14 protein-coding genes are annotated in these 14,890 nt (G+C 68.0%); 2 read left to right on the plus strand and 12 right to left on the minus strand.

The window, feature by feature from the left end:
• The first annotated feature begins 40 nt into the window (after window positions 1–40).
• The gene (locus tag WMF19_RS30160; RefSeq protein ID WP_437893534.1) at window positions 41–802 is read left to right on the plus strand and encodes a methyltransferase domain-containing protein; all 762 of its coding nucleotides are present in this window, start codon (window positions 41–43) and stop codon (window positions 800–802) included.
• On the opposite strand, the gene WMF19_RS30165 is transcribed toward WMF19_RS30160, so the two are convergent.
• The 6 genes from WMF19_RS30165 to WMF19_RS30190 form a co-directional block, all read right to left on the minus strand.
• Window positions 768–1,667, minus strand: a complete 900-nt coding sequence (locus tag WMF19_RS30165) for a helix-turn-helix domain-containing protein (RefSeq protein ID WP_437893535.1) — start codon at window positions 1,665–1,667, stop codon at window positions 768–770. The two genes, WMF19_RS30160 and WMF19_RS30165, sit on opposite strands and share 35 nt — an antisense overlap.
• A 147-nt stretch (window positions 1,668–1,814) precedes the next feature.
• The gene (locus tag WMF19_RS30170; RefSeq protein WP_437893536.1) at window positions 1,815–2,609 is read right to left on the minus strand and encodes a hypothetical protein; all 795 of its coding nucleotides are present in this window, start codon (window positions 2,607–2,609) and stop codon (window positions 1,815–1,817) included.
• A gap of 84 nt (window positions 2,610–2,693) precedes the next feature.
• A complete protein-coding gene (locus WMF19_RS30175; RefSeq protein ID WP_437893537.1) occupies window positions 2,694–3,488 on the minus strand; it encodes a hypothetical protein in 795 nt (264 codons plus the stop codon).
• Between the two features lie 56 nt (window positions 3,489–3,544).
• Complete coding sequence (locus tag WMF19_RS30180; RefSeq protein ID WP_437893538.1) at window positions 3,545–4,426, minus strand: hypothetical protein; 882 nt, start codon at window positions 4,424–4,426, stop codon at window positions 3,545–3,547.
• Window positions 4,423–5,208: a hypothetical protein gene (locus WMF19_RS30185; RefSeq protein ID WP_437893539.1), complete on the minus strand. Its 786-nt coding sequence runs from the start codon at window positions 5,206–5,208 to the stop codon at window positions 4,423–4,425. The genes WMF19_RS30180 and WMF19_RS30185 overlap by 4 nt, the downstream gene beginning before the upstream one ends.
• Before the next feature lie 454 nt (window positions 5,209–5,662).
• Window positions 5,663–6,706, minus strand: a complete 1,044-nt coding sequence (locus WMF19_RS30190) for a hypothetical protein (RefSeq protein WP_437893540.1) — start codon at window positions 6,704–6,706, stop codon at window positions 5,663–5,665.
• A 928-nt stretch (window positions 6,707–7,634) separates the two neighbouring features.
• On the opposite strand from WMF19_RS30190, the gene WMF19_RS30195 reads away from it, so the two are divergent.
• The gene (locus WMF19_RS30195) at window positions 7,635–8,318 is read left to right on the plus strand and encodes an HAD family hydrolase (RefSeq protein ID WP_437893541.1); all 684 of its coding nucleotides are present in this window, start codon (window positions 7,635–7,637) and stop codon (window positions 8,316–8,318) included.
• A gap of 203 nt (window positions 8,319–8,521) precedes the next feature.
• On the opposite strand, the gene WMF19_RS30200 is transcribed toward WMF19_RS30195, so the two are convergent.
• From WMF19_RS30200 to WMF19_RS30225, 6 genes are all read right to left on the minus strand, one after another.
• Window positions 8,522–9,358 (minus strand): hypothetical protein, encoded by an 837-nt coding sequence (locus tag WMF19_RS30200; RefSeq protein ID WP_437893542.1) that lies wholly within the window; start codon window positions 9,356–9,358, stop codon window positions 8,522–8,524.
• Entirely contained in the window at window positions 9,355–10,380 is a 1,026-nt protein-coding gene (locus WMF19_RS30205) for an AAA family ATPase (RefSeq protein WP_437893543.1), read from the minus strand. The genes WMF19_RS30200 and WMF19_RS30205 overlap by 4 nt, the downstream gene beginning before the upstream one ends.
• Before the next feature lie 697 nt (window positions 10,381–11,077).
• Complete coding sequence (locus WMF19_RS30210) at window positions 11,078–11,911, minus strand: hypothetical protein (protein ID WP_437893544.1); 834 nt, start codon at window positions 11,909–11,911, stop codon at window positions 11,078–11,080.
• A gap of 467 nt (window positions 11,912–12,378) precedes the next feature.
• Complete coding sequence (locus tag WMF19_RS30215) at window positions 12,379–12,660, minus strand: CYTH domain-containing protein (RefSeq protein ID WP_437893545.1); 282 nt, start codon at window positions 12,658–12,660, stop codon at window positions 12,379–12,381.
• Window positions 12,661–12,664: 4 nt separating this feature from the next.
• Window positions 12,665–13,570 carry a polyphosphate kinase 2 gene (gene ppk2, locus WMF19_RS30220; RefSeq protein WP_437893546.1) on the minus strand — a complete coding sequence of 302 codons (906 nt, stop codon included), beginning with the start codon at window positions 13,568–13,570 and terminating at the stop codon, window positions 12,665–12,667.
• Between the two features lie 260 nt (window positions 13,571–13,830).
• Window positions 13,831–14,715 (minus strand): STAS domain-containing protein, encoded by an 885-nt coding sequence (locus WMF19_RS30225; protein WP_437323323.1) that lies wholly within the window; start codon window positions 14,713–14,715, stop codon window positions 13,831–13,833.
• Between the last annotated feature and the right edge of the window lie 175 nt (window positions 14,716–14,890).

The following is a 14,890-nucleotide window of genomic DNA, read 5'->3' on the forward strand; positions in this document are numbered from 1 at the left end:
GGCGCGACGAACATCACTGGACGAACTCGCGGAGACGACGATGACCGACCTGGTCAACGACATGACCGAACGATTTCTGCGCGACGCCGGCATCGCTCCCGGCATGCGCGTCCTCGACGTGGGATGCGGCCGAGGCGACGTGAGCTTCATGGTCGCCCGCATCGTCGGCGAAGGGGGCTGTGTGCTCGGGGTGGACCGCGATCCGGCGCCCATCGCGGTCGCTCGCCGGCGAGCCGCCGAGCTGGGGCTCGGCCGAGTCGCCTTCGAAGAGCGGGACATCGCCGCGCTCTCCCCCACCGCCGAGCGCTTCGATGCCGCCGTCGGCCGGAGGGTGCTCATGTACCAGCCGGATCCCGTCGCTGCGGTCCGCGCCATGGCCGGTGCCGTGCGCGCCGGCGGCTTGATCCTGCTCCAGGAGAACGACCCGACGATGGGCCAGGGCAGCCTCATGCCCATGGATCTGCACCGCCAGGTGCACCAGTGGATCTGGCGGACCGTCGAGCGCGAGGGCGCGAGCCTCCACATGGGATTCCAGATGCCGAGCGTCTTTGAAGAAGCGGGCCTGACCGTGCAGCTCGTGAGGGCCGAGGCCATCGTGCAGACGCCGAGGATCCAGCATCAGCTCGCGTTCATCGTTCGCGCGATGCTCCCGCGCATCGTGCAGCAAGGCGTGGCGTCGGAGGCCGAGGTCGACGTGGACACCCTGGAAGAACGTCTCGCCGCCGAACGGACGAAGGCCAATACCACCTTCGTCGGCGACCTCGTCTTCAGCGTGTGCGGCCGGACGCCGAGTCCCGCGTGAGCGTGCGGCCCTTGCTCCGCGCTTCTGCGCGCCACGCCGCCGGCGTCGCCCCGTGCTCTCTACGGAACATGCGGATGAAGTGCGTCGCGTCCGCGTAGCCGACGCGCTCGGCGACGAGTTCGACCCTCTCGTCGGAGTGGAGGAGGATGCGGCGAGCCTCCGCCATCCTCCCAGCCACGATCCACTCGACCGCGCTCCGGCCCGTCGCCCGGGAGAGCGCCGTCGTCACGTGCGCCGGGCTCCGCCCCACGGACCGCGCGACGTCCTTCAGCGAGAGCGGACGAAGGCAGTTTCGCTCGATGAAGCGAAGGGCATCGACGACGACTCCCGGCGACGCCGAGGCAGGGTGTTGCGAGCGCGCGGCCTGCCGAACCTCGTCGAGGATGAGCACAAGGAGGCTCCGCTGGACGACGTCAGGAGCGCCGCCATCACGCGATTCCGTCGCGCGCATCAGCTCGCGGAGGAGCATTTCGATGTGCGCGTGACGCTCCGCGCCCACCCGAACGACGGGGGATGCGCCGGCGCGCACGCGCTCGAACGGTTCGAGCAAGGTGCCCGCCTCCTCGGCGGCCAGGCAGGGGACACAGAAGCCAAGGCCGATCCACTCCGGGGCCGCCTTCTCGATCGAGCGGTGCGGTTGTCCGGCAGGCACCAGGAGGACGTCTCCAGCTTCGACTTTCCATCGACCGCGCTGCTCGATCCGGGAAGAGCCGCTCGTGTAGAACGCCAGCGCGGCAAAGGCGTGGGTCACGGACGCCCGCATGGCGGGCTGCACCGGAGAGGGCTGCCGGCAGCAGAAGATCGCTCGGCCTCCGCCCACGAGGTCTTCTCGCTGGAACGCCGGCGCGGGGGGCATGCGCGCCATGATGACATCGGTGGCACCAGGGGGCGAGCGCCGACGCTCTCCGTCGAGCAGGCTGCCGAATGGTAAGGAGCTCTTCCCTACGGCGCGCCAGCGAAAGGCCGGCGAAAATCTGGCGGCCCGACCTGCGCGCACGCCTGGAGGACGGCGCTACGGCTTCAGCGTCATCCGCATCTTGTAGACCTGCATCCCGAACATCACGCCCGCCGGGGCGCCAGGATCGATGGTCCCGTCCCGACCGCGGCTCAAGCGCACGAAGGCCTGACACCCCTCGGCGGGAAGCCCCGTGGGGTACGAGCCTTGGGGAACGGTGAAGGAGCCGGTGTCGTCCACCTCCCCCGACGAGTCGTCCCAGGATACGTCATCCAGACAAGGGCCCGGCTCATCGAAGCTGACAGGTCCGATAGACCACCTCATCATGTCGTCCTTGCCCAGCGCCTCCCACGCCAGCACCAGATCCTCGCCGGCGCCGACGCTGAACACGCTCTCCGGCTCGGGAGACGTGAGCTCCGAGAGCTCGGGCATCACGATCTCCCAGCCGTCGAGGTCGTTGAACCGGGCGTGGATCGCGCGGCCCGGCTCGGCCTGCTTGAGATAGCCGCGGCACTTGGCGGCGATGAGGTCGTCCTCTGGATGGCTGTCATGCCACCAGTAGCAGACGAGCTCGGCCTCCTCCACGCCGTTGCTCACGACGAACCTGTCGGGGAGGTACTCCCCGTCCCCGGGATCTCGAACGCCGGACGCGCCGCTGACATCCACCTTCGTGACGTAGGCCTCCGCTTCGCCCAGGTATTCGACTCCATCGCGGACGATCGGCACGTTGTATCCGTAGACCCGGATGACGACCGCCTCGTTCTCCGCCAGAGGCCGGTACTCGTCCGGGCCACACGCTGCCCCGGAGAGCCCCAGGACGGCGATCAAGGCCAGCCACACAATGCCTCTCATGAACTCCTCCACGATCCGATGTCATTGCAACAGACGGCTGCGCCGCATGGGGGGCAACCTGTGCGCCTTCTCGCTGGAAAGAAGCTAGGGTTTCAGCGTGATCCGTACCTCGTGAGACTGGCGCGCGAAGATCGAGCCCCTCTGGACGCCGGGATCGATGGTCCCGCGGCGGCCGCGGTCGAACCGAAGGAAAGCCTCACACCCGTCGGGGGGAAGGCCCGTGGGATACGAATCCCTGGGAACGACGAACGCCCCGGTGTCGTCCATGGACCCGTCCGAACGGTACCACTCTACGTCATTCACACACGGCCCCGGGTCGTCGAAGCTGGCGGGTCCGAGAGACCATCCCATCCGGTCGTCCGTGCCCAGCGGCTCCCACGAGAGCACCAGATCCTCGCCGGCGCTGAGGCTGAACTCGCTGTCCTGCTCAGGAGAGGTGAGCTTCGAGAGTTCGGGCATCACGACCTCCCAGCCGTCGAACTCGTTGAAGGTGGCACGGATCGCACGGCCGGGCTCGGCCTGGACGAACTGACCGTGACAGGAGGTGGCGATGAGGTCGTCCTCCGGATAGATGTCCTCGTAGAGGACGCAACGGAGCGTGGTCTCCTCGAGGCCGTTGCTCACGACGAACCTGTCGGGGAGATATTCCCCGTCGTCGTGCTTCCGGATACCGAACGCATTGGGGTTGTCCGTCTTCCAGACGTAGCCCTCCACCTCGCCCCGGTACGTGACGCCATCGCGGACGAGGGGCGGCTCGAACCCGTAGACGTCGATGCGAACGGCGTCGTTCTCCGCGAGCGGCCGGTACTCGTCCGGCGCGCACGCCACTCCCGAAAGGCCCAGCGCCGCAATCACGGCCGGCCTCGCGAACTTGCTCATGATATCCGCCTCGCTCCCGTGCTCTTTGAGAGAGACGGCGACGATGCCCCTTCCGCTCAGGGGAGCCCTGCCGGGCAAGGAGGGCAGTCACCACCGCAATCTACACCTATTTCCAAGCCATTCTGGCGATCATCATCGCACCTCGGCGGCTGGCACCTGCCCTTGAAGCACACCTTCGTCAGACAATCCGGGCCGTCGATGCACTTGTCTCCAGCGGCGCAGGTACGGCAGTTGGATCCGCAGTCGATATCGACCTCATGCTCGTTCTGGATGCCGTCGCTGCACGTGGCAAAGCTGCACCGATCATCGAAGCCACACACACCGGTGTTGCAATCCTCTCCCGTGGTACACGGGTACGTCGGGCGACACGGATCGCAGCGACCACCGCAGTCCACATAGGACTCGCCGGTGCCTACATCGAGCTCCCCATTGTCGCAGTCGAGCGGGATGCACTTGCTGCGCGGGGAGCAGTACATGGTCGGGTCCCCGCAGTCGGCGTCCGACAGGCACTCGACCAAGTTTTGCTGGCCGTCGCAGAGCCCCGAGCCGTCAGGAGCCGGACCTCGCCGGGTCCATTCGTTCAGCTGATGCGCGCCGTCGCAGAAGTCATCCGTGCAAGGGTTGCCGTCGTCCGGCACGTCGTCCGGGGCGGGCAAGACGACCTTTTGCCCGTCCCTGTCGCACGCGATCGTCATGCAGTCGCCTGGGTACTGGCCGCGGTACTCCCCCACCTCTCGCTGGCACTTGCCTTCGACGCACTTCACCGTGCCACAGGCGGGGTCCGGCGGGTCGTCGCAATCGTACTCGGTCACGCACTCGGGGCGCTCCGGCGGAGGCGCCGGGGCCCCCTCCGAGCACGCGATCCACAGCGTGGCCACGGAGAGCATCGCGCCGGCAGCAAAAAGGTGCCTGCTCGTGGTCATGTTGCCTTTCTTCATGTCTCTTCGCCTGAGATGAACAGCGGGCAGGCAGTGGGGCAGCTCGCGCCGCAGTCGATGCCTGTTTCCTTGCCGTTCATCACTCCATCCTCGCACGTCGGGCGACGGCACCTGCCGTCCGCGCACACACCGCTCTGGCAGGACTCGTGGGCGTCGCACCGCCGGCTGGCAGCGCATGCGGGACACGACGGCGCGCCGCAATCGACATCGGTCTCGGCGCCGTTCAGGATGCCATCACGGCAGCTCGTCTCCTTGCACAGCATGTCCGAGCCGCACCCGCCCGCGATGCAGTCGCTGTCGGCCGTGCACGGCTGTCCTGCCCTGCACGGCTGGCACCGGCCGCCGCAGTCCCGCGCCGTCTCGCCCGAGGCATCATCAAAGATGCCGTTGTCGCACCACTCGAGGACGCACGTGCCGGATGTCGAGCAGGCGTACGATGGGCTCCCACAGTCCTCGTCGCGAAGGCATCCGACCAGATGCCCTTCGCCATCGCAGTACCCGGAGCCCTCTACGGCGTTCCCCGCTGCCCTCGGACGGTGCACGCTGACCCCTTGCACGCATGCGTCGTTCGTGCACTCGTTGCCGTCGTTGAAGACGTCGCCGTCGTCGGCCACGGCGACCACCCGCCCAGCCTCGTCGCAGCGCAGGGTCACGCAATCGCCAGCCCGCTGGTTCGGGAATCGCTCTCGGAGGGCCAGCCTGCAGACCTCCGCTTCGCACACGCCCTCGCCGCAGCGGGGGTCTGCAGGCTTCGGGCAATCCTCGGCTGTCTTGCACAGCATGGCGTTACACTCGCTGATGGGCCGACACTCCCGCTTGCAGGAATCGCCCTCTTCCTCCCTGGCGCCGGGCTCGCAGCAGCGCGCCTCCTCCGGGTCCGGACACCGGCAGCGCCCATCGATGCACTGCGTTCCGCTCTGCTTGGGCTGGCAGTCTGCGGTTGAATCGCACAGAGGCTCCTGTTCCACATCGACATAGGGGTCACCGCTGCAGGCAGCCCAGAGCAAGCACCCCAGGAACACCGCGCCGGAAGCGCGCAGCCCGCGCTGCCACATTGGAGCCATGATATCAGGCCTCCTCGTCCGGAGGATCGCGGAGATCCCCGCCATGCGTCGAACGACGCGCGTTGTTCGCATTGCGATCGATGTCCGCAAATTCTCCACCAAAGATGAACTGCCATTCAGAAAGATAAATTCGGCTCTCTGCCCGGGACCACGTCTCTGCGGAGCTCGGGCGCTACCACGCGAACGAGAGCCCTACGCCTGGGGCGGTCCCTACGACCCCAACGCGGACCTTTACCTCTGGCGCGAGCAGGAACCCCGCGGCCACGGCGCCGCCGGCCGAAAGACCCGCACCGACGAAGGCGCCCACGGACAGGGCCGTGAACGTCTTCGTGCGCCCATCGGCGTCGGCATACGCGTCGCAGGCAGGGAGCCCCGGCCGGCAATGGAAGACCTCCCACTGCGCTCGGTCCATGGCGGCGTCCCGGTCCTCGGCAGCGTCGTTGGCCTCCAGGACCGAGAGGGCCCCGACGGTGGCGAGGGCGGCCGACGTGGTCGCGAGGGCGCCCACGATCCACCACCGCAGCGCGGGGCTGGGCGTGGAAGAAGGGGGCGCCGCGACGGGCCACGAGGCCGCCTTGCTCACCGGGGGAGGATGCGCGGGCGCTTCGGCTCGGGTGCGCGGGAACGTCAGCCAGACGGTCCTCTCGCCGCCCGCGTCGGCGGCGGCGGTGGTCTCGATCTGCTCCCCGGCGAGCTGTCCGCTCACGCGGTACTGGCCGGGAGCGACGTACACGGGTCGCGGGAGCGGGGACAGGCCGACCTGCCGCCCGTCCACGAGCACAGCAGCGCCGGGCTCGCTCACGCGCACGTCGAGCGCGCCGACGTGCCGCCGCGCTTCCGCGAAATTGGCCCGCGCGAGCTCGTAGCTCTCCTTGAAGCCCGGGGGCACCCAGATCTTCGGGGCGTCGGGGGTGCCGACCATATCGAAGTAGATCGAGAGGAACTCCGCCGCCTTCGCGAAGTCGTGCAGCCTGAACGACAGCATCCCCACGCGGAACGCGTCGGAGGCGCTCTTCGTGAGCCCCCACAGCGTCAGGTGGATGTCGCGCGCGTCCGCGAGCCGCCCTTCGTCCAGGAGCCGCTTCGCCTCATCGAGCATCTCCCGCTCCGGCCCGGTCGGCGGCGGTCGCTGCGGGAGCGGCGCTGCCGCCGCCGGCGCCGTGCACCAGAGCAGCAGCAGGACCGTGGTGATCGGGCTGTGCAGCGGGCGTCGCATCGTCTTGTCTCCCGGGTACCCTTCACGCAGCGATGGGGCCCTGCGCAGCTCGCGAGGGCGTCGCAGGCGCGGTGCGCCTCGGGCTCAGGGTCGAGGCCTGGCACGAGAGCTCAAGCAGCGCGCTCTCTCGATTTCCAGCGCCTCTCCTACCAGAGATCACCGCACGGTTGCGCTCGAAACGCTCGACACCAACATGAAGGAGCGAGGACGAACGACACGAGGAGAAGGCGCCAGGAGCAACGAATCCATTGCGTTTAGAGAACAAAAATTCTCACACAAGATGAGCTTTCGCGCCAAAATTTTGACTGTGTTCTCAACCTGGGTCAGCGGATGCCCGAGATCACCGTGCAGCTTCGTTCGAACCACTTGATATGTAGGCCAAACACCAAGCAAGCGCCTTGCATTGCATCGATCTGTATAAATTTCTCACCTTTGATGAGCTAACGCTTCGAAAAATTCTCAACCTGGGTCAGCCGACGCGACGCCGCTCCTCAACCTGGGTGAGCTGGCGCCTCAACCTGGGTGGGCTGACGGCTGCTCAACCTGGGTGAGCCGACGCTGGGTGAGCCGACGCTCCAGAAATTCCCAACCTGGGCGAGTTGCGCGGGGCGGACAACGCGGCGAGCCTTCAACCAACCGCCGGAAGCCTGCGCCGACGTTACAACCGCGCCGCGATCGGGCGGACCGCCGTGCTACTGGCTGGACGCCCGGTCGCCGGCCGACGCCGCCGGGTTCCGGTGCCGTGGAGCCGGACGAGCGCTGATCCCAGGCTCCAAGGTCGACCCGCGCCGGATCGCCGCCTTCAAGGTCGACCCACGATGACGCCGACGACCCCCGGTCCACCCGCCTGGCGAGGCCGCACGAGGCCGTCGCGCCCGCCGCCCGTCCGCGCTCGCCCTGGGGCGGCGCCGATCTATACCATGGGGACATGCGCCCCACCGTGCTCCTCTGGGACATCGACGGCACCCTGCTCTCCACCGGCGGCGCAGGCCGGCGCGCCATGGAGCGCGCGTTCGCCCGGTACGCCGACCGGCGCGACGCGTGCGAGGCGTTCTCGTTCGCCGGCATGACCGACCGGGCCATCATCCGGACAGGGCTCGAGACGGTCGGGCGCGAGGCCACGGAGGACGCCATCGACGCGCTCCTCGCGATCTACGTCGAGCTCCTCGCGCAGGAGATGTCGCTCGCCGGCGACACCCGGGTCCACGTCGGCGTCATCGAGGCGCTCGACGCGGCCGCCCGGCGCGCGGAGTGCGCCATCGGCCTCGGGACGGGGAACGTCCGCGCCGGGGCGCAGGCGAAGCTCACGCGGGTCGGCATCTACGAGCGGTTCGCGTTCGGCGGCTTCGGCTGCGATCACGAGCTCCGCGACGAGCTCCTGCGCATCGGCGCGGCGCGCGGGGCGGCGATGCTCGAGGCGCCGCTCGCGGCGTGCCGCGTCGTCGTCATCGGCGACACCCCGAAGGACGTCGCGGCGGCCCGCGCGATCGGCGCCGAGTCGATCGCCGTGGCCACCGGCACCTACGCCCTGACAGAGCTCGCCGCATGCGCCCCGACCCACAGCTTCAGCGACCTCCGGGCGAAGGGCGCGCTCGAGGCGCTGCTCGGTTGAGATCCGAGATCTCTCGACGAAGCGAGACGAGCGGCCGCCTGACCGCTGCGGCTCCGATGCGACAGCGTGTCTCTGCGAGATCACGCCAATGGTCGACTGATCCTCCGGAAGAGGCTCGGATGGCGCGGCGAGTTCTCTGACACGTGGGGCGGCGGGTGCTTGGAGGTCAAACCCGCGTCGGTCCGCCGAACGAGAACCTGTGCTCAGTGACCGATGCGACGCCGGATTGCGGTTCGCAGCTCGCGGATCTCCTGCGGTACCCGATTCAGATCGAGCTGAGCTCTGGCGATCTCCTGGACGAACGTGAGCCGACATTCGGGGTCTTTCGGACGCTTTCTGGTCCAGATCCTGGTCGTGAGGTCGCGGAGGATCTCCTTCCCGGAGAACTCCTGCCGCCAGGCGCCGGTGCTCAGCATCGCGCGGTAGCTGGCCTCGTGCTCCGTGAGCTTCCTCGCGATCGTGGCCACGTTGCCCCAGTCTGGCTGGAGCGTGGGCAGGACCCGCGCCCACCAGAGGCTACCGGTGATAGCAGCCTCAGCGTCCCCTTGCGATTTGACGCGATCCCTCCGCGGATGTTCGAGAAAATCGTCGACCACCGCATCGCGGATCTCGGTGATCGTACGGCGGCAGCTCATCCACCAGGTGAGCGGCGTCGCGAGCATCGTGAGCTCCTGCTCGACCTGCGCTGCGTTGAGGCCCGAGGTGTTGACCTGGCAAGCAGCGATGGCATCCGGGTCGAGGAGGAGGTTCTCGATCTCGACGACATCCGCCGTCAGGACCACCACCGCGTCCTCGTTCCACCGTGCTCGATTGGAGCCGCCGAAGTCTCGATCGCGAAAGCCAAAGACGTGCGTATTGTAGTCATTTCGTGCGGCATTCACGACGGCGTGGAGGTGCCCGTGACCACCGGCGACGAGGACCTTGATGTGCAACTCACCTTCCCACGCCGTCTGGAGGTACGTGCGCGTCTCCTCGTCCTCGACCCAGAGATAGGCCGGAAAATTACGGTACAGGCCCGTCACGTCCGACGACGGCTTCATGACGCCTCTTGCGTGCGCGGAAGAGGCTGCGCTTCACGCCATGCGCGCGAGCGGGGATCCGTGTCCGGCACGAGGAGGAAGCGCGCGTAGCTGGCCGTCTGATCCCAGACCGCATCAGCGTGCGAGGCAACGAGGATCTGCACGTCCGGGGCGAGCGAGTGGAGGGCCGGGAGGATCGTCGCCTGCCATTGCGGGTGCAGATGCAGCTCGGGCTCATCGATGACGAGCAGGCCGCCCTTCCAGTCGTTGAGGATGATCCAGCCCGCAAAAGAGAGGAGTTCGATCTCGCCCGAGCTGATTTGGTCGATGGAGCAGATCCTTCTCCCGTCGTCGGTCACAACGAAGAGATCGGCGAGCAGCTCTTCATCGTCCGGATCGACGATCTGGGCGTCGATGCGGGTGCCGTCGTCCCCGTGAAAGCGGCTCCACGCATCGTTGAGCCGCTTGAGCCAAGCATCCGCCTTTCCGAGTCCCGGCAGGGTCCCCTTGTACCCTCCTCGCGCGCGCTCGTCATTGATCCGTTGCTTGAGCCGCCACAGGCGGTTGGTCTCGTTGTCGATGGGACGCCCGCCGCGCCCGACGAGCGGCTTGATCGGGCCTACCAGCTCCGGCGCGCGCCATGAAGAGAAGTACTCGACGGCCAGGAACTGCAACCACTGAGGAGGAATCGGCTCCTCCGCGCCGTCAGGGAGACGGTGGACATGCTTGTCCGCCGTGCGGATCCAGGTGGTCGGATTCGCACCGTCGATGGCGACGTCTATTTCGATGACGGCACCTTCAGGCACGAGGACACGCCAGTGCTCTTCCCTGCGGGAGCGCTCGAGGTCACGCACGATGAGCGGGCCCATCCCCAGGCCGAGGAGCACCGCCTCGATCACGCTGGTTTTCCCGCAGCCGTTGGGCCCGGCAAAGACGGCCTGCTGCACTGATTCTCCCCGGGGCGTGGTCAGATCCACCTCCAGCGCTTCCTGGATGCGCCGGAATTTCTCGATCCGGATCCGGAGAATCTTCGGTGCGTGCAAGGGAGCCTCCTTCGCGGGCGCGGGACCCTAGCACAGGCCACAGGGTGTTCGAAGGATGGGGCGGGCTCCAGGATCGAGCCGACGTCCGCGTGGCGCCCGACCTGGACCCCGCCGACCGCGAACCGGAAAGCCGCCGTGAGTCACGCCCCCGTCGGCGCTTACGGTCGAGCACATCCATCGTTGGCGATCGGATCCCGCGGATGTCGTGCTCCGCGATCCGACGAGAGGCGTCTCCGAGCGGCGGCGGACGCTCTGTTCTGCGCTCTGGAGGGGTCCCGAGCGGCGGCGGACGCTCTGTTCTGCGCTCTGGAGGGGTCCGCCCCCCCATCTGGCACAACAAGGAGGGCGTTCGCAGGGCTCTTGGCACAAAAATGCGATGCGAGACGCGAATTTTGGCACATTTTTACTCCCGAAGACGCTCTGCGGAGCGATCTCGAGGGGTCCGGCCCCCGGTGTGTCGCAATGCATTGCGCTTGAGCCAGTGCCAGACCCCCCTCCCCTGGCACAGGTCACGGCGGCCTGGCACAGGTCACGGGCGCTGTCCGCTCCGTGGCACACGGAGGCAGGGGGACGGGACGCCCGGGCGCCCGTGGCGCCGGAGGGCGCGAGGCGGGGGGGACGGAGGCATGCTCCTGGGGAGGGGGACGAAGCGGAGGGAGCGCAGCGCCAGCTGCGAGCATGCGTTACGCGAGCGGGCTCAGAGATCGGCCGGTACCGGCTCGGCGCCCTGCCCATCGGGCGGAACGGCCGCGCCGGGCGGAACGGGCGCCGCGGGCTCGCCCTCGGGTTTGCCGTTCTTCCGGGCGGCTCCCCGGCCGCTCGGCCCGACGCTCCAGCTCGCGAGCGGCGCGAGCAGCTTGTCCGCGAGCTCCTGCGTCTCCGGCTCGTCGGGCTCGACCGAGCCCATCACCTTGATCACGTACGCGCGCAGCGCCTCGGTGAACGCGTCGAGCGCCTCGCGCACGCTCGGCGGCGCCGCCGCGGCGGCTGCAGGCGCGGTGACGCCGAGCGCCTTGCCGTACGCGGCGTGCGCGGCCTCGAGGGCGGCGAGGAACCGCTTGCCGCCGAGCGCCTCGATGCGCGCGTCGAGGCCGTTCTTGTGGATCCGCTGGATCCGGAGCTCGCTCTCCGACCATTGCAGGACGTACGTGAGCTGGAGGAACTTGAGCCCTCCGGTGAAGAGGGTCGCCTTCAGCGAGCTCGCCTCGGCGACCTCGGGCGCGCCGGGCGGCAGCTTGGTGAAGGCCGTCAGGAAGTCGTGGAGGCCGCTCCAGCAACCGTCGAGGACGCGGTCGCACTCGACGGAATTCTCGCTCTCCTCCCCTCCCCCTGAAAGCGAGACCTGATCGCGCAGCGCCGACGCGAGCTCGCCGTGGCGCGACAAAAGCGCCGCGAGCACCCGCGCAATGCCCTTCGCGAGCTGCTTCCTGGAAGGCTTCGCCGCCGTGAGCAGCTGCTCGCCCAGCGCCATCGCCCCCACGGCCGTGAAGCGGGGGAGCTGGATCACTTCAGAAGCGGTGTATTTGCTCATGAGATCACCCTCGTCCGTGGCAGGAGCGCGGGATTGCGCTGGAATGCCAGACGGGCCAGCGTCCTCTATTCATGATGTGAAGATAGGTGTCCAGGGATAACTGGAGAGGAAGACGATTTATAGAAGAAGCGAGGGTGTCGAATTCCTGCTCTGTGGCGGGGAGCGCGGGGGAAAAGGAGTCGAGAGAGGGATGAGGGAGGTTGCGGGTCAGACGAGCGGCAAGGCCGCCGCCGCGGAGCTCAACGGGAAGGTTGCCGGCTGGGCCACCGGGAAGCCGGCGAACGGCGACGGCGGGCAAGGCGAAGGCCGCGGCGGTGCGGACCTCGGCTTCGAGCACATAGGGCCAAGGTGGCGCGCGCGAGGGCTCGGGCGGGGCGAGAGGGTACCGGAGGGCGCGCGCGTCCCGCCCCACGAGCGGGTTGACGTCCGCGAAAGTTCTGAGATTACCTTCCCCCTCACGCGCCGGATCACCTCTGCTTCGCCGACGAGGCGCAGGGCGCCCTGGTCTGCGGCGACAGGGTGGCGAGCTGCGTCGTGCAGTCGATCGAGGGTCTCGTCCTGAGGCCCGCGGACGAGAGGCCTTCCTGCCGCAGCCGCAGCACCAGGCGCGCGCGCGCCAGCGCCTCGTCGGGCGTGTCGAAGTAGCGCGCCCGCAGGCGGGTGCGCCGCACCGTGCCGCGCTTCAACGCCGCCTCGACGCCGGCCGCGCTCCCTTCGCGAACCTGGAACTCGATCTCGAGCTCGGCCATTCCCTCAGTATTTCTCCGGCACGAACATGTCGCGCGGCACCGGCCGGCGCGAGTAATCCTCGTGGCGCACCCGCGCCGGCAACGCGACGGCGGGGTGGTCGACCTCGGCATAAGGCACCTGCGCGAGCAGGTGATCCATGCAGTTCAGCCGGGCCTTCTTCTTGTTGTCGGCCTGCACCACCCACCAGGGCGCCTCGCGGATATGCGTGCGCGCAAGCATCACTTCCTTGGCCCGGGTGTAGTCCTCCCAGCGGCGGCGCGACTCCAGGTCCATCGAGCTCAGCTTCCACTGCTTGAGCGGATCATGGATGCGGCTGAGGAAGCGCAGGTGCTGCTCCTCGTCGGAGATCGAGAACCAGTACTTCAGCAGCTGGATGCCGGAGCGGATCAGCATCTTCTCGAACTCGGGCACCGTGCGAAAGAACTCCTCGTACTGCTCGTCGTTGCAGAAGCCCATCACGCGCTCGACGCCGGCGCGGTTGTACCAGCTGCGGTCGAACAGCACGATCTCGCCGGCGGCCGGCAAGTGCGTCACGTAGCGCTGGAAGTACCACTGCGTGCGTTCGCGGTCGTTGGGCGCGGGCAGGGCGGCCACGCGGCACACGCGCGGGTTGAGGCGCTGCGAGATGCGCTTGATCACGCCGCCCTTGCCGGCGGCGTCGCGGCCCTCGAACAAGATCACCAGCTTGTGCCCGGTGGCCACCACCCAGTCCTGCAGCTTCACCAGCTCGCCCTGCAGCCGCAGCAGCTCGCGGAAGTATCGCCGCCGCTCCTGCTTCTCCAGCAGGCTCAGCGGCACCTCGTTGCCGTCGGCGTCGAACGGGCGGTCCTCGAGCTCCAGCTCGAGCTCCTCGTCGTAACTGTCGATCACGTCGGCCTGCTGCCGGCGGACGAATTCGTCGCTTTGCATGCTTCTACCTCGAAGCTTCGATGATAGCGCAGCGCCGGATCGCGGGAGTGACGACCTCGCTGCCGCGCCTCACCCGGGTTGGATGTTGACGAACAGCGCTCGGACGTCAGGCGTCTCGGCGACGGGGGCGCTCTGCTGTGAAAGCGACGTCCGTGAAGCACATTCGAATGACAAGTCCGTGAAGTATTCAGAACATCAGGGTGTCATCTCCGCCCTCCGCATCTGGCCGGATCGCCCCTCCGAGCGCGACCAGCGCCGCGTCAGAAGAGTCCCTGTTCGCGCATGCATGCCTTCAATGCCTGACGCAAATTCTGATACAGGCGGAGGTGGTCGAGCCCGACGCCGAGGCCGACGAGCGTCTGGGCGACATCGGCCCGGATGCCCACGAGGACCCCAGTTGCGCCGAGGAGCCCCACGGCGCCGACGATCCGGAGGAGATGGTCGCTGGTGGCCGTGTCGATCACGGCGATGCCGGTGAGATCGAGGATGACGTAGCGGGCCTGTGTCCGCACGACCGCGTCGAGCAGCTCCGACGTCATCCTGCTGACGCGTTCGGCGTCGAAGTGCCCGAGCAGCGGCAGCGTCACGATGCCGTCCCAGACCTCGATCACGGGCGTCGAGAGCGCGTGAATCGTCATCTTTTGCGCCTCGATCTCCTTCCGCGCGGCCTCGAGGGAGATGATCGTGTCGCGCTGGAAGTCGATCTGCTGCTTCGCCGCCTCGATCTCGTTGCGCGTTTGGATGAGCGCCGAGACGTCGCGCTGGATCCCCAGGACGTACGGGGCGGTGCCGTCCGGAGCTCGTTCGAGCGGGATGAGCAGCGTCTCGACCCATGTCAACGAGGCGCGGACCTCGAGGCCGGCCAATCGCTGCTTCTCCAGCCGCATCTCCGTCGGGGGGAGGATCTGGGTCTCTCCGCGGAACGCGTTCCGATAGCCCTGCATCAGCACCGGACCCACCACCGCCTCGTTCGCGAACAGGTTGAACACGCCGACCGCCGCCGCTCGTGGGACCCCGGTGAGCCGCTCGCAGGTCGCATTCATCGCGACCAGCACCCCATCATCGCGGTAAATGTAGGATATCTCAGGGATATCATCGAGGGCGCTCACGATGCTCAACGAGGACAGCGGCGGGTAGTCGGGCATGCTGTAGGCTCCAGGGGTTGCGCACACCGGATCGGGCGTCATCGCGTGTCGAGCTCGGGAGCGCGACCGAGCACGCGAACGGACACGGTACTGTAAAGCGTTCGTCCCCAGAAGCCCGATGCCGCCGTGGCAGCGCGCGGCGCCACTATTTTCATCGGTGTTCCCCGCGCGGGGG

The sequence above is a fragment of the Sorangium sp. So ce124 genome, assembly GCF_051525235.1.
Taxonomy (GTDB): Bacteria; Myxococcota_A; Polyangia; order Polyangiales; family Polyangiaceae; genus Sorangium; species Sorangium atrum.